The sequence below is a fragment of the Aurantiacibacter flavus genome, assembly GCF_039710615.1.
Classification (GTDB): domain Bacteria; phylum Pseudomonadota; class Alphaproteobacteria; order Sphingomonadales; family Sphingomonadaceae; genus Alteraurantiacibacter; species Alteraurantiacibacter flavus.
Genome location: NZ_JBDLBR010000003.1, coordinates 525,622 through 546,325 on the forward strand (window position 1 = coordinate 525,622; position 20,704 = coordinate 546,325).

The window sequence follows — 20,704 nt, forward strand, 5'->3', positions numbered from 1 at the left end:
ATCCTTATTCTTCTTTGATTGTTCGCGCGTGAAAAACGGGGTGGCAGGGCGCCTGCTTCGTCAGGACCCCTTGATGCCGAAATCGAATGTGTGGCTGGTTCCATCTGGTGGGCGGGGGAAGGGCGAGGCGCGGCGCACCATCTGCAAGGCAGCCCGGTCGAACCGGCTGGAGCCGGAGCTGTGGACGATGCTGGTTTCGCGTGCGGAACCATCGGCCAGCACGGTCAGCCGGATGCGGACAAGGCCGGGGCCGACCACGTTGCTGGTGCGATAGCGCAGGAGGTGAGCATAAACGCTGGCCCCATAAGCGTCGCCCTCTCCTGCCTGAGCGGTGCTGTTCGAACTGGCGGAAGTCTGCGCAGCCGCGTCCTGCTGCGCAGCGTTCCGCTGGTGCGGGTTCGATCGCGGCGCAGCCTGCGCCGGTGGTGATATTTCTCGCGCTTGCGGCTGCGGGTGCGACGGTTCGATGGAAAGTGGCGTCGGCTGCTGCGGCGGCTCTTCTTCGGCTTCTTCCTCCGGCGGAGCAGGCCGGGGCAGGAGCACCAGTTCAGGCTTCTCCATGGCGCTTTCGTGTGGCTTTTGTGGCGAAGGGGGCGTTTCCGGCGGTGGCGGAGGTGGCGCAGCTGCTTCCTGTGCCGCTTCATCCCCCTGCGTGCCGAGAGCAAATACGCTCAGGCTTTCTTCCTTGCCGGACACCACACCGCTGAGCTGGGTGAACATGGCAAAGCCAGCGAAGATGCCGAAATTGATGCACACCGACAGGCCGACAGAAGCGAGTTTCTGCCTGTTCCATCCAATTTCCGTCTCGGCATACATTCCGGCTTGCTCCTGTGTGCATACCCGGAGGAACCGGGCCGGGCATGAGCCCGGCCCGGACCATGAGGGTCCGTCAGAACTGGAACGTCATCGCCGCCTTGAACGTGCGGCCGGGGGCCGGGCGGGTGGCGAGGGCAGGGGTGTAGAATTCGTCGAACACGTTCTCCAGCGCGAGGCGGAAGGTAATATTGCGCAGCGGTTCGATGTCAGGCGAATAGGCCAGGCGGATGTCGTGGACGTTGTAGCCTTCCGTATCCAGCGTGCCGTCGAGCACGAGATCCTCGACCAGGCGGCCTTCCCAGCGCAGGTCCAGCCCGAAGCCGAACCGCTTGCCGATCGCCAGGCGATAGGAGCTGGCGGGCATGTTGTTCCAGTCCGCCCAAACGCCGGAGGCGTTGAGGAAGGTGCCGTCGACGATATTGCCGTTCATGTCGATGTAGAAGCCCGAAGCGGTGGCATAGGAGGCCTCGATCTCGAACCCGTCGATGTCGATCTCGACTGCGTTGGAGAGCTGCGAGGTAACATCTGTCAGCTCGCTGTTGTAATAGTTGACTTTGAGAGCGACGTTGTCGTTCTCGGCAAGGATGCCGCGACGGTTGAACGAGAGGCCGCCTTCCCAGGTCGTCCCCAGTTCGGCCGTGGTCCGCTTGCCCACCGTTTCGATATCGTCGAGGATCGGGAAGCTTTCGGTCTTGGCCCAGCTACCAAATACGGCGAGCCCGAAGGGAAGCTCGTAGCGTGCCGAAACGCCGCCCATGAACGAATCGTAGTCAAGCGAGATCGGCGCTTCGTCCGGGGTACCATCGAAGATCACCGCGTCGAGCGTCTGCTGCTCGTAGCGCAGTGCCGGGGTGATGGTGAAACCACGCGCCAGTTCGATTTCGTCGATCAGGAAGGCCGCAAAGCGCTCATCCGTTCCGCCCGGTGCTGAACTCGCATCGAGGCGATCCTTGGAGATATATTCAAGGCCTGCGCGCACGGCATGACGAACCGGGCCGGTGGTGAACAGTGCGCCGTTCTTCAACGTTACCTTGGTGGTTTCATAGCGCAGATCGGCGTTGAGCAGGGGGTTGTTCGCTGCCGGAACCGCCTGCTGATCGATCTGCTGATCGGCATAGGTATATTCGAGACTCAGGTCGACAAGGTCGCTGAGCGGGTTGAAATAATAGCCCGCGCTGAGCGTGCGCTGCTCGGTGTCACGGTCGACATTGCCGAAGAAGCCGCCCGAGGTGCCGAAGCTGTCATAAGGCCTGTCGCGTTCGCTGTTTTCCGTCTTGGTATAGCTGGCCTTGACGGTGTGGGCATTGTCGGCGCCAAAATGGAACGCCGCTTTCACCAGGAAGCTGGGCAGCGAGAACTCGCTGTTGCCGATCTCGCTGCCATCGCCGGCGTGGCGGGTGCCGCCTTTGCGGTAGGTATAGTTGGCGAGAAACTCGAAGTTCTCGTTCGGCATGGCAGCTACGGTCGTGGAGGTGTTCCAGCCGCTCTCTCCGCGATCCTCGAGCAGGCCAAGCGTTTGTGCCGCTGTGATGCCGGTCTCCCCGCCGAGCAGGTCATAGGCGTCGATAGTTTCGAGAACAATCGTGCCACCCACGGCACCCGATCCATATTCGAAGCCGCCCACCGGTCCGCGGATCACCTGCACGGACTTGTAGAGAAGGGGGTCGGTGAACAGCTGGGTGCCGACGCGGTAAATCTCTTCCGCGCCGGTGCTGGCCCCGTCGATCAGGATATTGATCTTCTGATCGTTGCCATAGGTGCCGTTGGCGCCGAAGCCGCGGATGTTGATGCCCGAACCGATCGGGGTCGAGCCATTGATGAGCGTCACGCCGGGGACAGAATCGAGCAGTTCGGCGATGGTACCGGCCTGCCGGTCCTCGATTTCCTCGCGGTTGATCTTCGTAACAGGGGTGGCCGTATTGGTCTGGATCGCGCGGGTGCTCTCACCGATGTCGATCGTACCGAGATATTCGCTGTCCGGTTCTTCATCGACCTCCTGAGCCTGGGCCCCGCTGACGGAGAAGATGGCCACCGCGAGCCCGGCACTGAAACGGAGAGAAGACTTGAAACTGGAAATGGTCGTCACGTTGGCCCCCTGAGGCGAAATAACACAAGATACTGCGAGTCAATCGCAATATCGGCGCACTATGATTCTTGCGACGCATTTGCAATTAAAAAATCGTCCAGTTTCGCGATTAGTAAAGATCGTGGCGCAAGCGGCCTGTTTCTCGTGCTTCGTCGAGCCAGTCCTGGCTCAGCATTCGCGCCAGCTCGGCCAGACAGGCCTGCCCCATGGCGAGCCGGCCGCACAAAATCACGCCAGTATCGGGGCCGCACAGTTGAACCAATTGTGCGGCCTTTTGCGCGACAATATCCTGCACATAAGGCCCGCCACCCGATGACAAGGCAAGGTCGAGATGGAGCAATTGGCCTTCACGGTGCCAGGCGCGCATTTCCGCCAGCAGGGCATCGTTGTCGGCGTCTTGGCGCTCTCCGTAGATCAGCCAGCATGGTCGATCATTGGCCATCGCGTGGAGCACGTGAGGGCGCAGTCCGGCCCAGCCCGAGCCTGCTCCTATTGCCAGCAGTGGGCCATCGCCAGCAGGCGGGCGAAAGCTCGGGTGCGGGCGAATGCGCCCGTTAACCACCTGATTTTGCTCGCTGGTAGCGGTGAGCAAACCGGAGCCGCGACCAGTCCGCCCTTGGTCGAGCACCCGTCGCACGATCAGGTGCAGCTCTTCGCTTCCCGGTCGATTGGCAATCGAATAGTCGCGGAGATGGCCGCAGGGCGTGTGCAGTTCGAACAGGTCGCCGATCTGCCACTGGCGCTCATCGTGATCCTGCGGTTGCAGAACCAGGTGATAGAGTCCGTCGCTTGTCTGCCCGCTGCCGCTCCCGGGTGATGCCTTTGCCACCTGTTCGCGACGAACCACTTTCCACGATTTTACAGAGGCGTCGCTATCCTGCTCCGCCTCGGGGAAGCCCGTTTCGCGCAGCAAGGCATCCCATCGCTCCAGGTCGGCCGGCGCGTGATCGTCAACCAGCACCGGCGGGCCCAGAAAAGTGGCCCGATTATGTTCCAGCCACTCGGCAACACGCTGGCCAAACGCGCAAAACTGGTCGTAGCGGCGGTCGCCGAGAGCGAGGATGGCAGCCAGCTTGCCCGTCAGATCGGGCGCACTTGCCATCACCTCCCGTTCGAAGCGCAGGGCGTTGTCGGGTGCCTCGCCCTCGCCGGTCGTCGCAACCACAAAGCAGAGGGCCTCGGCGCGGGCGAGATCACTCTTTGTAACAACGTTGGCGGCTGCGAGGCGGGCCGTCCTGCCCTGCGCCTCCAGCACTTTTGAAACACGCCGAAAGGCGGTTTTGGCAAGATCCTGCGCCTGCCCTGTCTGCGAGGCATGGATGATCAGCCAATGCGCCTCGGTGGCCCCTTCCAATGGCATCTTGCGCAGCCAGCGCCAGCTTGCCAGCAGCCAGAGCAGGAGGAGCAGGGCGGACAGCGCCCAGTGCGTCGGTTCGCCTGACACGGCGAAGGTGCTGTCAGTCATCGTCCCGCCACTCCTGCAAGGCTGCGCTCAAATGCGCGATCTCCCCGTCGGTGCCGACCAGCAAACAGGGTATCGCCAGCCTTTCTGCCATTTCCGCACCTTGGCGACTGCCAGCCACCAGCAGCGCCGTGGCCAGCGCATCGGCCCGCCAGCACTCACGATCGAGCACGCTTACCCCGGCCAGATCGTTCTCGATCGGCTCGCCTGTGCGCGGATCTATCGTGTGGGAGTAGAGCCGCTCGCCCTTGGTGAAATTGCGTTCGGCCACGCCTGACGATGCACAGGCCCAGCCATGCAAGGCGAGCCGCATTGGCGGCGTCGCGCCATAACTCGACCAATCGAGATCGACCCACCAGGGCATGGCATCGGACTTGAGGCCGAACCCCTTCAACTCGCCGCCGATCTCTACCAGCACCGCGCCGACTTGCGGATCGTCAGCAAGGCCCGCAGCGACAAGATCCACCGCCAGCCCCTTGGCAATGCCGCACAGATCGAGACTGAAGTGATCGCTGCGAGGAAGCGCTGGCCCAGCGAAAGCTGGCGCTGCGCTGGCCCTTCGCAGGCGCAATGCCATGCTGCGTTCGCTATCTCTCACCGTGGGATCGAAGGGGGACGGGCCAAAGCCCCACAGGTCGGTGGCTGCACCAACGAAAGGGTCGAACAGGCCGCCGGTCAGGTCGCGCAAGGATATCGCATCGCGCACGAGGCTGCGCATCGGTTCGGGCAGGACCATGGCGGACCCGGGCGGCAGGCGATTGTAGGCATTGCTGCTCGATGTGGCGATCCACGGGCTCATCTGCCGGTCGACCAGCGCCAGCACATCCTCGCTCGCCGCGCGCAACCGTGCTGTCCACGCGGCCGCGCAATCGGGAGTTTGCGGCGTGGAGGCGATCGCGCGCACCTGCCAACTGGTGCCGAATACCTCGCCGCCGAACACGACTTCTCCGCCTTGCGGCAGCTCTACGGCCTCATCGGCCCGTGGCGGCAACAGCAGCATCGCGCGTCGGGCGGCGAACTATCAGGGCCGGATCGCGACGCTGACCTGCCCGACCTCGCGGCTGCCGCTGGCCGAGGCATTGGCGGCGCGGCCGCGCTGCAGGCGGAAGGGCACTTTCACCAGTTCGCGGCCCCCGTTCTCGCGGGCAGCTTCCACCACAACCGAATAGTTGCCGGGGGTAAGCCGTTCGAGCCCGGTAAGAGCGAAGCGGTGCTGGCCCGGCGCGCGGGTGGGCGAAGAAATACCGTCGGCTGGCATAGACATGGCATTACCGCCCTGCCGCCACCATGAGCGCAGATCGGGTAGCCAGCGTCGCGCAATGCGGGCCTGATCGTGCAGCACCTGCACCGTACGCACGTTATCGCCAGCGGCATTCTCGATCCAGACCGCCACGAAGGGCTTGCGATAGGTGCGCACGGATGCCTGGGGGATTTCCACCGTGACGGTGCCGGAATTGGCGAGCGCCGGGGCGGCGAGGGCAGGGGATGCCAGCACAGCGGCGGCGGCGAAAGAGGTAAGGCGCATGGGCGTCTCCTATGCGTGGACGAACAGAATGTAGGCGATGAGCGGCAGGACCGCGCCGAGCGTAGCCAGCGGCCATGTCGCGGGCTGCATGCGCGCCTGGAGCCACAAGAGGCCAAAGCCGGTGACGGCGAAAACGACGAAGCAGGCAGCTGCGAAATCTATCATCAAGGACCAGACAGCCCCCGCATGGCGGCCCTTGTGCAGGTCGTTGAGCTTGGCGATCGTCCCGCGATCGATCTGATCGGAATAAGCCATTGCGGCGTTGAGATCGAGGATCAGGCTGGCATCCTTGCCGGGCCGGGCAAGGTCGAAAATCATCTCGCCATACTCGTTGCGGGCGACCCGGCCGGACAGGTCGACTCCGGTGGCATCTTGGATGGCTCGGGCCTGCGCCGCAGTTAGTTCAGCTTCGCCTTCAATTGCCGACAGGTCTGCAACCAAGGTTGCCGGAAGATCAAACTCCGCCTGCGTGCTCACCCCTTCTGCTTCCAGCGACGCGGCATGGTTGAGGGTAAACCCCGTCACGGCAAACAGGAACACAAGTGCAAGGCACAGCGCAGAACTGATCCAGTGCCACTGTCGTAGCTGGCGGCGCCAGAACGACGCGCGAAGGCTCCGAGACCCAGCCTCAGATTTCTGTGTGCCTTTCCGGATTGCGGAGATCATCAAAATACACTCTGAATCAACTATTGCGAAGCAATTGCAATTGCGACTAAGGGGGGCTGTAACACCTGTCAACCTGCGAGGACGCCTCGTCCTCGAGGTAATGGAAGTTTCAGCAGAAGGGCTCGACGTCGTGCAATTTCATCTCCGCAATTCCTCTCAGCGAATAGAGGCGCGCGGGATTCGTCGGAGAGTGGAGGCTGGGCCACGCGCGACACTCGAGCAGCGGTGTCGCCTGGCTTTGAAGGAGGGCTACGGTTCTCCGCTGGTCGGGTCATTCCCGTTTGGCGATGACCTGCCTGATTTTCTTTATGAACCAGCATTTGTCCAGCGTGCGCCTTACCACGCTCATACCCAATCGAAGGCCGTTGCGCCTGCCTCGATCGAATTGTCGGCGTTCGTCGCCCATCCAACCGAAGCCGACTTTGCACGCATGGTCGAGCAAGCCCTCGATTTGCTGGCGCAGCAGCCCGGATCGGCGCTCGAAAAAGTGGTGCTATCGCGCCAATTGCAGCTCTTTGGTGCGTCGGGCCTCGACTACGATGCGCTCTTGGATAGTCTCTCGCAGGATTTGGCTGCAACTGCCTTTCGGGTCGACCTTAGCGAACAAGGCGATCACCTCCTGATCGGGGCGACGCCTGAAAAACTGATTTCGCGAAAAGGCCTGCACGTGTCGTCCCTGCCCCTTGCCGGATCGATTCCTCGCGGGAAAACCGAAGTGGAGGACCGGGAGCGTGCCGAGCAGCTGTCGCGTTCCGAAAAGGACAGCCGCGAACATGCGATGACGCGCGAGTTCGTGCTCGACACCCTGAACCCGTTCTGCCGCGAACTGGGCACCCAGGAAGGCACCATTCTCTATCCCACCGCGACGATGTGGCATCTAGGAACGGCAATCGAGGGCAAGCTCAAGGGTGCCGATATGCCGAGCGCGGCAGGGCTTGCGGCAGCGCTTCATCCGACCCCGGCTGTAGGAGGCTTTCCGCGCGAGGCTGCGCGGGCGGCGATCGCCGATATCGAACCGTATGATCGCGGCTTCTATGCTGGCGCCATCGGCTACGTCGATGGCTCCGGCGACGGCGAATGGTATGTCTCCTTGCGCTGTGCGGAGCTAACCGATGACAGGCTGACCCTTCATGCGGGAGCGGGAATCGTGGCGGGCTCCGAGCCCGATCAGGAAGTGCGCGAGACCGCGGCGAAGTTTCGCGCCATGTTGCGGGCGATGGGAGTGGCAGACGTAACGTGGGCAGGACAGGAGGCAGCCGAATGATACCGCTCAGGCAGGAATGGCCGGCACAGGCCGCCGAACGCTATCGCGCGCGCGGGCTTTGGCAGGGGCAGACCTTTGCCGAGCTTCTGGCCGAGCAGGCAGAGCGCTTTGCAGACCGTCTCGCCGTCGTGGCTGGCGACCAGCGCTGGACCTATGCCGAACTGGCCGCGCGGGCAGAACAGGCAGCGAGCGGTTTCGTGGCGCTTGGCCTTGCGCCAGGCGATCGGGTTCTGGTGCAGTTGCCCAATATGGCCGAATTTCTTTCGGTGGTATTCGGGCTGTTTCGTGCCGGGCTGGTGCCGGTGTTTTCCCTGCCAGCCCACCGCCTGACCGAAGTGACCCACTTTGCCCGCAAGTCCGAAGCGGCGGCCCTCGTGGTGTGCGAGCGTCACGAAGGGTTCGACTATCGCGACCTCGCGCGAGCAGTGCAGGCCGAGGTGCCGACCCTGCACCATGTCGTGGTGGTGGGCGAGCCAGACGAGTTTATCGGTTTCGGCAGTTTTGGCAAAGGCCAGCCTGCCGCGCCGCCTGCGCCGAGCAAACCGACGGATGTGGCGCTGGTGCAGATTTCGGGTGGCAGCACCGGCCTGTCCAAGCTTATCCCGCGCACGCACGACGACTATCTCTATTCGATCCGCGCCAGCAACGCGATTTGCGGCCTGACCGAGGATAGCGTCTATCTTGCCGCGCTGCCGGTGGCGCACAATTTCCCGATGAGCTCGCCGGGCATATTCGGCGCGATCTGCGCGGGCGCGACTATCGTGATGGCCCCTGCGCCCAGCCCCGATGTCGCCTTTCCCCTGATCGAACGCGAAGGGGTGACGATCACTGGCCTCGTGCCTCCGCTGGCGCTCCTGTGGCTGCGCGCGGCGGCCAAGGCGAAACACGATCTTTCCAGCCTTCAGGTGCTGCAGGTTGGCGGGGCGAAGTTCATGCCCGAAGCGGCGCGGCGTGTGCGGCCCGAGCTTGGCTGTACCCTGCAACAGGTGTTCGGCATGGCCGAGGGGCTGGTCAATTACACCCGGCTCGACGATCCGGAGGAAATCATCGTCGAAACGCAAGGGCGCCCGATCAGCGAGGACGACGAAATCCTCATCCTCGACGATGCCGGCAATCCCGTTCCCGAAGGCGAAGCGGGGAACCTGCTCACGCGCGGGCCTTACACGATCCGCGGCTACCACGACGATGCCGCGGCCAATGCGCGCGCCTTCACCGAGGACGGGTTCTATCGCACGGGCGACGTGGTGAAGCGCGTGGCGGGCGGCTATCTGGTGGTGCAGGGCCGCGCCAGCGACCATATCAACCGCGCGGGTGAAAAGATTTCGGCAGAAGAGATCGAGGATCACTTGCTCGCACACCCACAGGTGTTCGATGCCGCCGTGGTTTCGATACCGGACCAGTTCCTTGGTGAAAGAAGCTGTGCCTTCATTGTGCCCGATGGCGATCCACCCAAGGCTCCGGAGATCAAGGCGTGGATGCGCGGTCGTGATATTGCCGCCTTCAAAGTGCCCGACCAGATCGTCATTGTGGAGAGCTTCGCGACCACTGCGGTGGGCAAGATCAGCCGCAAAGAGCTGCGCGCCAAGCTGCGGGCGCAATTGTTGGAAAGTGAGGGCAAGCCATGAGCGAGTCGCGCCGTCTGCCCAGCATCGCGCCTTACGACTTGCCGCAGCAAGCCGACCTGCCCGCCTCGCGCGCGGACTGGTTGCCTGATCCTGCTCGCGCGGCGCTGCTGGTGCACGACATGCAGGCCTATTTCGTCGATGCCTTCACGCCCGATTGTGCGCCCATCGCACCGATGATCGCCAATCTTGCGCGGCTGGTGGCAATGTGCCGCGCGGCGGGTGTGCCTGTATTCTACACCGCCCAGATCGGCGCGCAGGAGCCGCATGATCGGGGGTTGCAGCGGCACCTTTGGGGGCCGGGGATGCGGCATGTGCCCGAACACGAACGGATCGTTGCCCCGCTCGCGTCGGCAGAGGGCGACATTGTGCTGGTGAAGCACCGGTACAGCGCCTTCCAGCGCTCGAACTTTGCCGAGCTGCTGGCGGCACGCGGGCGCGACCAGCTGCTGATCGGAGGCGTTTATGCCCATATCGGCTGCCAGTGCACCGCCGCCGAAGCCTTCCAGCGCGATATCGAACCCTTTTTCATTGCCGACGCCCTGGCCGACTTTTCGCGTGACTGGCACGAGGCATCGCTGGCCAATGTCGCCGATTGTCTCGGTGTCGTGCTGTCGACCGAACAGGCGCTGGCCTCCTTTCAGAGAGATGACGATGACGCTTGAAGACCTGCGCGCGCAGATTGCCGACGTGATGGACCTCGATCCTGCCGACTTGCCCGATGACGGCAACCTGATGGACCTGGGCCTCGATTCCATGCGCGCGATGAACCTTGCCATGGCGTGGGAAGAGCAGGGGCTGGATCTCGACTTTGCCGATCTCGGCGAAACCGAAACGCTCGCCCAGCTGTGGGCGCTGATCGAGGCCAGACAGAGCCAGAGCGGCACGTGACGCAAGCCGGCTGGCGGCTGACCGAGGCGCAGGAAGGCCTGTGGTATGCCCAGGCACTCGATCCGGCTAACCCCATATTCAATACCGGCCAATTCATAACGCTGAACGGGCCGCTTGCTCTCGATCACTTCCGCGCGGCGGTCAATCAGGCGAGCGCCGAGGCCGAAGTGCTGGCGCTGCGTTTCTCGCAAGCCGATGGCGAGCCGCGTCAGTGGCTCGATCCGGCAGGCGCGCCCCAGCTGGAGTTTCTCGACCTGAGCGGCAATCCGGCTGCGGACGACGAGGCTAGGGCGATGATCGCCGGTCAGATAGCCGCTCCGTCCGATCTGGCGAGCGGCCCGATCGCGTTGCAGCGCCTTTACCGGGTTACGCCCGAACGGCACATCTGGGCCTTGCAAGCCCACCATATGGCCAACGACGGGTTCGGTATCGTGATGCTCACCAAGCGCGTGGCCGAGCTTTATTCCGCCCTGTGCGAAGGTAGCGAGAAGAGCGGGCGACCCTTTGCGCCGCTGGCCGATCTGCTGGCGGAGGACGCGGACTATCGCACATCGGCAAAGCGTGCCGACGATGCGGCGTGGTGGCGGGCAAGTCTTGCCGCCATGCCCGAAACCATCGCCATGAAACCGGGCCGCGCCACCTCCGCCCACACGTTTCTGCGCCGCGCCATGCCGATGCCGCAGCGAGCGCGCGAGGCGGTCGCCACTCTCGCCAAGGCTGCGGGCGTCTCATGGCCCGATACGCTTACTGCGCTGGTCGCCGCCTACTGCGCCCGTTTTGTCGAAGGCGGCGAGGTGGTGATCGGGATGCCGCACATGGGCCGCTTCGGCAGCAAGGCTGCGCGCATTCCCGGCATGGTGATGAATGTCCTTCCGCTGATCGTGCGCACCGATGACGAAGCGCCGCTGGCGCAGTGGGTACAGGGGCAGGCGGCCTCCATGCGTGAGGCGCGCCGCCATGGCCGCTATCGCAGCGAGCATCTGCGGCGCGATCTGGGCCTCATTGGCGGAGCGCGGCGGCTCTATGGCCCGCTCGTCAACGTGCAGCCTTATGACAAGCTGCCGCGCTTCGCCGATCTGCAAGCCGAGCTGACCGTGACCGGCACCGGGCCGGTCGACGACATCCACTTCACCTTTCGCGGCGATCTTGGCGATGCCATCACGCTGGAGGTCGATGCCAACCCCGATCTCTATGATGAGCAGGAGATCGCGGACCATGCCGAACGGCTGGCCGAGTTCCTCGCCGCTGCGGGCGAAGCGGATTGTTTGGCCGCGATCCCTACGGCCACGCCGGCAGAGGCGCACCGCGAGCTGGAACAGTTCAACCGGACCGCGCGCAACATTCCCGAGACCTCGCTGGCGGCCTTGATCGCTAAGACCATGAAGAGCCAGCCAGAGGCAGAAGCCCTGCGCTTCGAGGGCGAAAGCCTGACCTATGCCCAGCTCGACCAACGCAGCGCGGCCTTGGCGCAAGCCTTGCGTTCGCGCGGGGTGGGGGCTGAGACCATCGTCGCGGTTTCCCTGCCGCGCAGCCTGGAACTGGTGGTGGCGTTGCTTGGCGTGATCCGCGCAGGCGGAGCCTATCTGCCGCTGGACCTCGATCATCCACCGGCGCGCATCGCCACCATCCTCGAAAGTGCCGCCCCGCTCGTGGTGTTGGCCGATAACGATCCGCACAGCCTATATGGCGAGAAGCTGCTGCGCCCGGAAGACTGGCCTCTGGATGGAGCGGGCGACCTGCCGCTGCCCGATCCCGACCACGCCGCCTATGTCATCTATACCAGCGGCTCGACCGGCGCGCCCAAGGGGGTGGTCATTTCCCACCGCGCCATCGTCAACCGGCTCTTGTGGATGGGCACCCATTACGCCTTCGGCCCCGCTGACCGTATCCTGCAGAAGACACCGGCGACCTTCGACGTTTCGGTGTGGGAGTTTTTCCTCGCCTTCGTGACCGGTGGCACGCTGGTGGTCGCCCCGCCGGATGCACACCGCGATCCGGCTGCAATCGCACGGATTATCCGCGAGGAGGCGATCACCACGCTGCATTTCGTGCCCTCGATGCTGGCCGCTTTCTGCGCCGCGCCCGCAAGCGAGGGGCTGGCGCTGACACGGGTGTTTTGCAGCGGCGAGGCTCTGCCTGCGGACCTGCGCGACCGCTTCCATCGACGGATCGAAGCGCAGCTGCATAACCTCTATGGCCCCACCGAGGCGGCGGTCGATGTGAGCTACTGGGACGCTGGCGCGACTGATCGCTCCGACCCTGTTCCGATCGGCTGGCCGGTTTGGAACACGCGGCTGGTTATTCTGGATCGGTTTTTGCGCCCCGTGTCGCCGGGGCAGACGGGCGAGCTGTTTCTGGGCGGGGTGCAATTGGCGCGCGGTTATCTGGGGCGTCCCGATCTCACGGCAGAGCGCTTCATCGCCGATCCGTTCCACCCCGGCAAACGCCTCTATCGCACTGGCGACGTGGCGCGGCGGCGCGGCGATGGCGCGGTCGAGTTTCTCGGTCGCAGCGATCATCAGGTCAAGCTGCGCGGCCTGCGGATCGAACTGGGCGAGATCGAGGCGGCCATGGCGCAAAACGGGCTGGTGGCCAGCGCCCATGTGCAGGTGCACGAACAGCATATTGTCGGCTATGTGGTGCCCGAAGCGCTCTATTCACGGCAAGAACTGCTCGATGCGCTGGCGGCGCGCCTGCCTGCCTACATGGTGCCTGCCGCGCTGATCGAGCTGGAAGCGATGCCCGTCACCGCGAACGGCAAGCTCGATCGCAAGGCGCTGCCGCTGCCGCAATTCGGCTCTGCAGGCGGGGCCGCTCCCCAGGGTGAGACGGAAATCGCGCTGGCGCGCCTCTATCGCGAGGTGTTGGGTCTCGAAACCGAGGTGTCGCGCGAGGACGATTTCTTTGCGCTGGGCGGAGATAGCCTTTCCGCGATCATCCTGCTGCAGGAAATCGCGGGCGCCTTCGGGCGCGATCCGGGGCTGGGCGTGTTGTTCGAAACGTCCGACATCGCTGGCCTGGCGCAGGCGATCGAAGCTGACGACGGCATTCGCAACGAGGGGCTGGCCGCGTGCATCACCCTGGCGCGCGGACAGGAGCAGCGCGCACCTTTGTTCCTGATCCATCCGGCGGGCGGGATTTGCTGGGGTTATCGCAGGCTGGCCCATGCGCTTGGGGATGGGCGGCAGGTCTATGGCCTGCAGGCACGTGGGCTGGACCTTGCAGAGCCGCTCCCCGCCAGTATCGATGCCATGGCGCGCGTCTATGCCGCGCAGGTTCAAGAGCAGGCCCCGGTAGGGATCGTGCATCTTGGCGGATGGTCGGTCGGCGGTATGCTGGCGCAGGCCGTGGCAGAGCAATTGCAGACGGCGGGCCGCGAGGTCGGTCTTGTCGCGATGCTCGACAGCTATCCGGCGGAATGCTGGCGCAACGAACCTGAACCTACCGCGGCCGAGGCGCTGCGCGCGCTGCTGGCCATCGCGGGTTACGATCCGGAGGGGCATCCCGAACTCGATACGCGGGTCAAGGTCGTAGACTTTCTGCGTTCGGGCACGAGCGCGCTAGGCAACCTGCCGCCTGCTGTGCAGGATGGGGTGATCCGCGTGGTGCTCGACACCAACCGGCTGGTGCGCGCGCACCATCACCGGCGCTACCTTGGCACGCTCACCCATGTGCGGGCGGCGAAGGATCATCAAGACCGGCCCGATCTCGCGGCGAGCTTGTGGCGCGCCCATTGTGCAGCGCTCGAAGAAATTGCGGTGCCATTCCTTCATAAAGACCTGCCTGGCGCAGCAGCAAGCGCGCTGATCGGGCCGATGCTGGCAGAACGCATGGCGAAACTGGAAAGGGTGACAGCATGACAAGCGGACTGGACGGCAAGCTGGTGCTGGTTACGGGCGCAGCCGGGGGCATCGGGCTGGCGGTGACCCAAGCCCTGCGCGAAGAAGGGGCGCAGGTGCTGGCCACAGATCATTTCGCGGGCGATGGCATTACTGCGCTCGATGTAACCGATTCCTCCGCTGTCGATGCCTATGTGGAGCAGGTGGAACGCGATTGGGGTCCGATTTACGGCGCTATCAACGTGGCGGGGGTGCTCGCCACCGGCTTTGCGCATGAGACGAGCGATGCCGAGTGGGACCGTGTCTTTGCCGTCAACACCAAGGGCGTCTTCCATGTCTGCCGGGCGGTGGCGAGGCCGATGCGCGAGCGGCGCGGGGGCTGCATCGTGACGGTCGGCTCGAACGCCGCCGGAGTGCCGCGCCATTCGATGGCAGCCTATTGCGCCTCAAAGGCGGCCACGCACATGTTCATACGTTGTCTGGGGCTGGAGCTGGGCGCGTTCGGCATTCGCTGCAACACCGTTGCCCCCGGCTCGACCATGACCGCGATGCAGACGGGCATGTGGGCCGACGAGAACGGGGCCGCTTCGGTGATCGCGGGGCAGCCGGAGATGTTCAAAGCGGGCATTCCGCTAGGCAAAATCGCCCAGCCGCAGGAGGTGGCGCAGGCGGTGTTGTTCCTGCTTTCCGACCGGGCAAGTCATATCACCATGGCCGATCTCTATGTCGATGGCGGTGCAACCCTGAGAGCTTAGCCGAGCCTGTCTTTCACGATGGTCGCGAAGATGCTGGCGGCCACGGGCAGCAGGCTATCGTCGAACCGGTAGTGCGGGTTGTGGCACATGGCGCTTTCCTGCCCAAGGAACAGGTAGGCACCGGGTGCGGCTTGCAGCAGCAGCGCCATATCGTCGGTGAAAGGGTAGGGCAGGTGATCGGCCACGAGGCCCGCCTCGCCCAGCACCTTGGCGCAGGCACGGGCGGCGGTGGCTGCAGCATCAGGGTGATTCACACAAGGCGGAACCTCGGCCTCGATGGTGAGCGCGATCTCGCAGCCTGTCATCGCCGCCATGCCCTCGCACGTTTGCCGCAGGCGCGCGAGCAGCGCCTCCAGCACGGTCGGATCGAGCGCGCGCAACGTGCCTTTGAGCACGGCGCTGTCCGCGATGATGTTGTGCGACGAGCCGGCTTGCAGCGCCCCCACATTGACGAGCGCGCTATCCGCCGGGCTTACATAGCGCCCCACCAGCGAAGAAATCTCAACCGCCAGCCGGGCTGCCGCCTGCAAGGGATCGGTCGCCTTGAAGAAGGCCGCGCCGTGGCCGCCCACGCCGCTCACGTCGATGCGCCAGATCGCATAGCCATTGAGCACGCCGCCCGCCCTTGCACCTGCCTCTCCGGGGGCGAGCAAGGGCATGTTGTGAAAGGCATAGACCTCGTCGAACGAGAAGCGGTCAAGCAGACCATCGGCGATCATCGCCTTCGCTCCCTCGCCGGTTTCCTCAGCGGGTTGGAAGATCAGCACCACGCGTCCTGCCGCGGGCGGGTTGGCAGCGAGATATTGCGCCGTGCCGAGCAGCGCGGCGGTGTGCCCATCGTGCCCGCAGCAGTGAGCGGCCCCCGCAGTCTGCGAACGGAAAGGCAGGTCGTTGTCCTCCTCCATCGGCAGCGCATCCATATCCGCGCGCAAGGCGATCGAAGCGCCGGGGGCAGCCCCCTCGATCACCACGACCACGCCGGTTCCGCCGATGCCCGTTTCCGGTGCAAGGCCGAAATCGCGCAGCTTCTCGGCCACGAAAGCGGCGGTGCCGACTTCTTCAAGCGCCAGTTCGGGGTGGCGGTGGAGGTATTGGCGCCACTCGCTAAGTGTGGCGGCCTGTGCGGCGATGGGGGCGAGTATGGCAGGAGCAGCATCGGTCATGGCGTCCAAGGCTCTTGCCAAACCTTGCAAGAATTGCAAGTTATTCGCAATAGCCTTGACTAAACGCGGGCGCCTAGCCAACCGCATAGGGAATGGATGTTCTTTCACAGACCAACCTGCGTGACCTGGCTCTGCAGGACTATCTGCGCACCGCGCAGCGGCGGACCATGCTGTTGCTGGCGCTGGCTCTTGGCTGTGCTCTCGCCCTGGCGCTCGACATTTCCACCGGCCCTTCGTTCCTGCCGCTCGATCAGGTGTTCGACGGGTTGTTTCGTCCAGACCGGCTTGACCGGGCCGCGCGGGCCATCATCCGCGATGTGCGCTTGCCGATGGCGCTGATGGCGCTGCTGGTAGGCGCGGCGCTGTCTCTGGCGGGTGCCGAGATGCAGACCATCCTCGATAATCCCCTTGCCAGCCCGTTCACGCTCGGGGTCTCGTCGGCGGCGTCATTCGGGGCTGCACTGGGAATCGTCTTGGGCGTGGGCCTGCCGGGGCTCTCGGCTGACTGGATCGTGCCGGTTAACGCCTTTGCCTGCGCGCTGGGATCGGTTGCCCTGCTAGAAGCGCTGGCACGCAGCCGTGCAGCGGGCACGCAAGGGGTGGTGCTGTTCGGCATCGCGCTGGTGTTCACCTTCAACGCAGCGGTGGCGCTGCTGCAATTCGTCGCCTCACAGGAGGCGCTGTCGCAGCTGGTGTTCTGGACCATGGGCTCGCTCGCCCGCGCAACCTGGGCCAATGTGGCGATCCTCGCTGGTGTGCTGGCGCTGGTGCTGCCCTTTTCGCTGCGCGCGGCTAATGCGCTAACTGCCATGCGGCTGGGCGAGGATCGTGCGCGCAGCTTCGGGATCGACGTGCGTCGCCTGCGCTTGCTCTCGCTGCTCAGGATCAGCGCGCTGTCGGGTGCATCGGTGGCCTTCGTCGGCACCATCGGCTTTATCGGGCTGGTCGGCCCGCATATCGCCCGGCTGCTTTTGGGCGAGGATCACCGCTTTCTGCTGCCGGCCTCGCTGCTGGCGGGGGCGCTGTTGATGTCGCTTGCTTCTGTAGCGAGCAAGCTGATCGTGCCCGGCGTGCTGCTGCCCGCCGGGATCGTCACCGCGATGATCGGGGTGCCGGTGTTTCTGGTGCTGATCCTGCGGCGGCCCGACCGGGTATGAGCGGGCACCTTTCCATCACGGGACTTGCCGCCGGATACCGCGGCAAAAGCGTGGTCGAGCAATTTACGCTTGCTCCGATTGCCCCGGGCGAGGTCGTCGCGTTGCTCGGCCCCAACGCGGCCGGCAAGACCACGGTGCTGCGCTCGCTCGCCGGGCTGCACAAGGCGAGCGGTTCGGTGAAGCTGGGCAAGCAGGAGCTGATGCACCTGCCGCTGGCGGACCATGCGGCCTATGTCACCTATATGCCGCAGGCCCTGCCCGATCGGGTCGGTTTGACCGTGCTCGAAGCGGTGATGAGCGCGCTGCGTGCCTCGATCCCTGCGGGAATGGGGCCGGATGACCTGTTGGTGGCGGCGCTCGATGTGATTGAGCGTGTCGGCATCACCCATCTTGCCGCGCGCGAGCTGGGACAGCTTTCCGGCGGCCAGCGCCAGCTCGCCTCGCTGGCGCAGGCGCTGGTGCGCCGCCCAACGGTGCTGCTGCTTGACGAGCCGATCAGCGCGCTCGACCTGCATTTCCAGCTGAAGGTGATGAAGCTGGTGCGCGAGGTGGCCGCGCAAAGCGGGATGATCGTGATCATGGTCTTGCACGATCTGACCATAGCCGCGCGCTGGTCGGACCGGATCGTGCTTCTGTCGGGCGGCAAGGTCGAGGTGGAGGGCTCACCCGCAGAGGCGCTCACTGCCGAACGGCTGGCGCAGGTCTATAAGGTGTGCGCCGCCGTATCCGAGGGTGAGCACGGCCTGCAAATCGCCATCCACGACGTGCTTTAGCCAAACGAGAAGGGAGCAGGCCCGCATGCGAGCCTGCTCCCTTCTTACCAGCCGTCTGCGGGCAATCAGTTGGCCGGTGTGATCCGGGTTACCATGTCGCCTGCTTCGCCGCCGCGCTTGTCGATGAGGAACACCGCGCCGTCGGGGCCGTCGGCAATGTGGTTGGCGCGCGGGAAGGTTCCGAGATTGGCAACGAGGTTGCCGTCGACATCGACCACGCCGACCACTTCACCATTGCGGGCCGTGGCATAGGCATAGCCGCTGTCGCTATCGAACATGACGTTGATGGCGTAGGAGCCGAACGGTGTGGTGGCCACATGCGCGCCGGTTTCGCCATCAATGATGGTGATCGCATCGCTGTCGCGCCCGACCACGAAAATGCGGCCTGTGGCGGGATCGTGCGAAACACCGATAGTGGCGCGGCCGCCGGGTACGGGCAGGATCTTGCTCACGGTATCGGTCTGCGTTTCGATCACAGCCACTTCCTCGGTCGGGATACTGGCGACATAAAGCTTGTGCGCAGCCTGATCGAGCGAGAGCGAGGCTGTTCCGGCGGATTGGCCGCGCTGGGGGGTGTCGATCTCGATCACCTTTACGAGTTCGAGCGTGCCGGTGTCGAACACGTAAACTTCCGGCGTCATCGAGGCGGTGACATAGGCCTTGCCCAGTTCTTCGTCGATCACGACGTCGCGTGAGTGATAGACCGTGCCTTCGGGGAACTGCTTGATCAGACTGAGATCGGCCTGGTTGTAGACCGCAACAGTGTTGTGGAAGGTGTTGGTGATCCAGATGGTGCCCTTGGTGTCGTCCACCCCGATGCCGAAGGCGGCATAGGTAAGATCGGTCATCATCTCGCCGCCGCGGCCCGGGCGGTCGGGCGCTGCGGGTGGAGTAGCGCGCGCCGTCACCGCCAGCGTTTCGGGATCGAGCCGCATGATTTCGGAGCTGATCTTTTCGCCAAGCTCCGTCGCGGCGACGAACAGGGCGTTGTTCGCCTCGGAATAGGCTGACTGGTACAGTCCGTTGCCCGGGTGACTGGAGGTCACTTCAAAGGCGTCGCCGCCTTGCACCGGCACCTGCGGCCAAACCTTCAGTTCGGCGACCAGCGCCGAATAAGGCTCCTTGGTATAGACGATGATCTGGTGAATGCCTTGCGTGGCGGAGGCGGGCAGGGTGAGCGTGGTGCCGATGTTGCCATCGGCATCGGCCACCAGCGGCTCGGGGGTAAGAGTGGTATCGCCGTAGTGCAGCATCACACTCTGGCCGGGGCGGAAACCTTCACCCTTCACGGTGACCGCGCTGCCGCCCACCACCGGTGCGCCGCGTTCGCTGGCGGAGAACGTCACATCGGGTTTGGAGACGATGTCCGTCGCGCCGAACAGGGTTTGCGCCGTGGCGCTCGTGGGGAGCGCTGCAACGCTCGCCAGCAGACCTGCGGCAATGGCGGTCTTCACCGCCGGATTGATCGTAAACATATGTCCTCCTGCTTGAATTTCATGGGGGGTACGGAAAGGCGTTCAGGGCTTGAGCGCGATCCAGTAGGATCCGGCTGGGGTGACCGCGCCGAAGTCCTCACCGATCCGGGTGAGGGTTTGCGCCGGATCGAGCGCGGCAAAGCGTTCGGGGTGAAGCCATTTGGCGAAGGTCTCGATCGCCACGATGTCGAGCGGCGAGTTGAGCAACTGGTGCGAATAGCCATAGGCCTTGCCTGCGCGCACAGCGGCCAGATCGGCAATGCCAGGCCGCGCAGTCACACGCTGGAGCGACTGGCGCGCCGTCTCGGGGCTGAACCCTGCGCCCAGCACAAGTCCGCCCTTGGCCGCCAGGTGCGGGCCGCCGGTGCCGATATAGACCGCCGGATTGCGCGACAGGACATATTCGAGGCTCAACTTGCCTGAGGCCTGCGCAATCGTGTCTGCACCAATATTGTGCCCGCCGACCAGTTCGAGATATTCGCTGGCATTGCCGCTGCCGGGCGAGTTGCAGCAATCGGGGCTGCCACCGGCATGGGCTTCCATGAACACCAGCTTGCGCTCGCTGTCCGGCAGATCCGCCAGCGCCGCCTCGATCGCCGCGATGCGCTCGCGACGGAAGGCGAGGAAGCGTTCGGCCTGCTCCTCGCGCCCGGTGATCTTGCCCAGCACGGTCACGCTACGCTCGAGATTCTGCATCGGGCTGGTAAAGAAGTCGAGCATGACCACCGGGATACCGGCCGCTTCGACCCGCGCGATCTGATCTTCGGTCACACCGCTTTCGGTGGAAAGAATGGCCACATCGGGCCGCGCTGCAATCAGGCTTTCGACATTGAATTCTTGCGCGGAACTGGCGATGCGCGGAAGATCGGCAAGGCCCGGCGCCCGTTCGAGCATCGCAGCATAGGTTTCCTCGCCCAGGCGGTTGCTGTCGTGTGCCCAGCCTGCCAGCAGGCTTGCCGGGTCTTCGTGCAGGAGCGAAAGGGCGATGAGATAGCGGCTGTCGTCAATGGCAAGGCGCGTCTTCTGGCCCTCTATGGCGACCTCGCGGCCAGCCACGTCCACAATTGTCGAGCTTTCCGTAGCGACGGACACCTCTGCTTCTGAGCAGGCGGCAAGCACGAGCAGTGCCACGGCGACCGCAAGCGCCTGCATTGCGCCGCGCCAGTCGCGATGGATGTGGGAGATGGTGGACATATCTGCCTTTTGCTTG

At 64.5% G+C, this 20,704-nt stretch carries 17 protein-coding genes; 8 read left to right on the forward strand and 9 right to left on the reverse strand.

Annotation, left to right across the window (positions count from 1 at the left end; all coding sequences use genetic code 11):
* Nucleotides 1-60 precede the first annotated feature (60 nt).
* From ABDJ38_RS11645 to ABDJ38_RS11670, 6 genes are all read right to left on the reverse strand, one after another.
* Complete coding sequence (locus ABDJ38_RS11645) at nt 61-816, reverse strand: energy transducer TonB (protein WP_346785267.1); 756 nt, start codon at nt 814-816, stop codon at nt 61-63.
* 73 nt (nt 817-889) lie between these two features.
* On the reverse strand, nt 890-2,902 hold the full coding sequence (locus ABDJ38_RS11650) for a TonB-dependent receptor domain-containing protein (RefSeq protein ID WP_346785268.1): 2,013 nt from the start codon (nt 2,900-2,902) through the stop codon (nt 890-892).
* A 109-nt stretch (nt 2,903-3,011) separates the two neighbouring features.
* Nucleotides 3,012-4,367 carry an NADPH cytochrome P450 oxidoreductase family protein gene (locus tag ABDJ38_RS11655; protein WP_346785269.1) on the reverse strand — a complete coding sequence of 452 codons (1,356 nt, stop codon included), beginning with the start codon at nt 4,365-4,367 and terminating at the stop codon, nt 3,012-3,014.
* Nucleotides 4,360-5,364 carry an FAD:protein FMN transferase gene (locus ABDJ38_RS11660; protein ID WP_346785270.1) on the reverse strand — a complete coding sequence of 335 codons (1,005 nt, stop codon included), beginning with the start codon at nt 5,362-5,364 and terminating at the stop codon, nt 4,360-4,362. The genes ABDJ38_RS11655 and ABDJ38_RS11660 overlap by 8 nt, the downstream gene beginning before the upstream one ends.
* 21 nt (nt 5,365-5,385) lie before the next feature.
* Nucleotides 5,386-5,889, reverse strand: coding sequence for a DUF2271 domain-containing protein (locus tag ABDJ38_RS11665; protein WP_346785271.1), 504 nt, complete (start codon nt 5,887-5,889; stop codon nt 5,386-5,388).
* A gap of 9 nt (nt 5,890-5,898) precedes the next feature.
* Nucleotides 5,899-6,555, reverse strand: coding sequence for a PepSY-associated TM helix domain-containing protein (locus tag ABDJ38_RS11670; RefSeq protein ID WP_346785272.1), 657 nt, complete (start codon nt 6,553-6,555; stop codon nt 5,899-5,901).
* Here ABDJ38_RS11670 and ABDJ38_RS11675 point away from each other — a divergent pair.
* The 6 genes from ABDJ38_RS11675 to ABDJ38_RS11700 are packed head-to-tail and all read left to right on the forward strand — an operon-like array spanning nt 6,530 to nt 14,926.
* Nucleotides 6,530-7,819 (forward strand): isochorismate synthase, encoded by a 1,290-nt coding sequence (locus ABDJ38_RS11675; RefSeq protein ID WP_346785273.1) that lies wholly within the window; start codon nt 6,530-6,532, stop codon nt 7,817-7,819. The genes ABDJ38_RS11670 and ABDJ38_RS11675 overlap by 26 nt on opposite strands.
* Nucleotides 7,816-9,444: a (2,3-dihydroxybenzoyl)adenylate synthase gene (locus ABDJ38_RS11680; protein ID WP_346785274.1), complete on the forward strand. Its 1,629-nt coding sequence runs from the start codon at nt 7,816-7,818 to the stop codon at nt 9,442-9,444. The genes ABDJ38_RS11675 and ABDJ38_RS11680 overlap by 4 nt, the downstream gene beginning before the upstream one ends.
* Entirely contained in the window at nt 9,441-10,106 is a 666-nt protein-coding gene (locus tag ABDJ38_RS11685) for an isochorismatase family protein (RefSeq protein WP_346785275.1), read from the forward strand. Before ABDJ38_RS11680 ends, ABDJ38_RS11685 begins: the two co-directional genes overlap by 4 nt.
* Nucleotides 10,096-10,332, forward strand: coding sequence for a phosphopantetheine-binding protein (locus ABDJ38_RS11690; protein WP_346785276.1), 237 nt, complete (start codon nt 10,096-10,098; stop codon nt 10,330-10,332). The genes ABDJ38_RS11685 and ABDJ38_RS11690 overlap by 11 nt, the downstream gene beginning before the upstream one ends.
* A complete protein-coding gene (locus ABDJ38_RS11695) occupies nt 10,329-14,192 on the forward strand; it encodes an amino acid adenylation domain-containing protein (RefSeq protein WP_346785277.1) in 3,864 nt (1,287 codons plus the stop codon). The genes ABDJ38_RS11690 and ABDJ38_RS11695 overlap by 4 nt, the downstream gene beginning before the upstream one ends.
* Nucleotides 14,189-14,926 carry a 2,3-dihydro-2,3-dihydroxybenzoate dehydrogenase gene (locus ABDJ38_RS11700; protein ID WP_346785278.1) on the forward strand — a complete coding sequence of 246 codons (738 nt, stop codon included), beginning with the start codon at nt 14,189-14,191 and terminating at the stop codon, nt 14,924-14,926. The genes ABDJ38_RS11695 and ABDJ38_RS11700 overlap by 4 nt, the downstream gene beginning before the upstream one ends.
* On the opposite strand, the gene ABDJ38_RS11705 is transcribed toward ABDJ38_RS11700, so the two are convergent.
* Entirely contained in the window at nt 14,923-16,089 is a 1,167-nt protein-coding gene (locus ABDJ38_RS11705) for an amidohydrolase (RefSeq protein ID WP_346785279.1), read from the reverse strand. The two genes, ABDJ38_RS11700 and ABDJ38_RS11705, sit on opposite strands and share 4 nt — an antisense overlap.
* Before the next feature lie 92 nt (nt 16,090-16,181).
* On the opposite strand from ABDJ38_RS11705, the gene ABDJ38_RS11710 reads away from it, so the two are divergent.
* Both ABDJ38_RS11710 and ABDJ38_RS11715 read left to right on the forward strand, forming a co-directional pair.
* Complete coding sequence (locus ABDJ38_RS11710) at nt 16,182-17,246, forward strand: FecCD family ABC transporter permease (protein WP_346785280.1); 1,065 nt, start codon at nt 16,182-16,184, stop codon at nt 17,244-17,246.
* A complete protein-coding gene (locus ABDJ38_RS11715) occupies nt 17,243-18,019 on the forward strand; it encodes an ABC transporter ATP-binding protein (protein ID WP_346785281.1) in 777 nt (258 codons plus the stop codon). The genes ABDJ38_RS11710 and ABDJ38_RS11715 overlap by 4 nt, the downstream gene beginning before the upstream one ends.
* 65 nt (nt 18,020-18,084) lie before the next feature.
* On the opposite strand, the gene ABDJ38_RS11720 is transcribed toward ABDJ38_RS11715, so the two are convergent.
* Nucleotides 18,085-19,494, reverse strand: coding sequence for a YncE family protein (locus ABDJ38_RS11720; RefSeq protein WP_346785282.1), 1,410 nt, complete (start codon nt 19,492-19,494; stop codon nt 18,085-18,087).
* Nucleotides 19,495-19,536: 42 nt separating this feature from the next.
* Nucleotides 19,537-20,688 (reverse strand): ABC transporter substrate-binding protein, encoded by a 1,152-nt coding sequence (locus tag ABDJ38_RS11725; RefSeq protein WP_346785283.1) that lies wholly within the window; start codon nt 20,686-20,688, stop codon nt 19,537-19,539.
* Between the last annotated feature and the right edge of the window lie 16 nt (nt 20,689-20,704).

Excerpts from the sequence above, each read along its gene's own strand:
- ABDJ38_RS11645 (WP_346785267.1), bottom strand. The coding sequence starts at position 816 with ATGTATGCCGAGACGGAAATTGGATGGAACAGGCAGAAACTCGCTTCT.
- ABDJ38_RS11655 (WP_346785269.1), bottom strand. The coding sequence starts at position 4,367 with ATGACTGACAGCACCTTCGCCGTGTCAGGCGAACCGACGCACTGGGCG.
- ABDJ38_RS11660 (WP_346785270.1), bottom strand. The coding sequence starts at position 5,364 with ATGCTGCTGTTGCCGCCACGGGCCGATGAGGCCGTAGAGCTGCCGCAA.
- ABDJ38_RS11665 (WP_346785271.1), bottom strand. The coding sequence starts at position 5,889 with ATGCGCCTTACCTCTTTCGCCGCCGCCGCTGTGCTGGCATCCCCTGCC.
- ABDJ38_RS11670 (WP_346785272.1), bottom strand. The coding sequence starts at position 6,555 with ATGATCTCCGCAATCCGGAAAGGCACACAGAAATCTGAGGCTGGGTCT.
- ABDJ38_RS11680 (WP_346785274.1), top strand. The coding sequence starts at position 7,816 with ATGATACCGCTCAGGCAGGAATGGCCGGCACAGGCCGCCGAACGCTAT.
- ABDJ38_RS11685 (WP_346785275.1), top strand. The coding sequence starts at position 9,441 with ATGAGCGAGTCGCGCCGTCTGCCCAGCATCGCGCCTTACGACTTGCCG.
- ABDJ38_RS11690 (WP_346785276.1), top strand. The coding sequence starts at position 10,096 with ATGACGCTTGAAGACCTGCGCGCGCAGATTGCCGACGTGATGGACCTC.
- ABDJ38_RS11700 (WP_346785278.1), top strand. The coding sequence starts at position 14,189 with ATGACAAGCGGACTGGACGGCAAGCTGGTGCTGGTTACGGGCGCAGCC.
- ABDJ38_RS11705 (WP_346785279.1), bottom strand. The coding sequence starts at position 16,089 with ATGACCGATGCTGCTCCTGCCATACTCGCCCCCATCGCCGCACAGGCC.
- ABDJ38_RS11710 (WP_346785280.1), top strand. The coding sequence starts at position 16,182 with ATGGATGTTCTTTCACAGACCAACCTGCGTGACCTGGCTCTGCAGGAC.
- ABDJ38_RS11715 (WP_346785281.1), top strand. The coding sequence starts at position 17,243 with ATGAGCGGGCACCTTTCCATCACGGGACTTGCCGCCGGATACCGCGGC.
- ABDJ38_RS11720 (WP_346785282.1), bottom strand. The coding sequence starts at position 19,494 with ATGTTTACGATCAATCCGGCGGTGAAGACCGCCATTGCCGCAGGTCTG.
- ABDJ38_RS11725 (WP_346785283.1), bottom strand. The coding sequence starts at position 20,688 with ATGTCCACCATCTCCCACATCCATCGCGACTGGCGCGGCGCAATGCAG.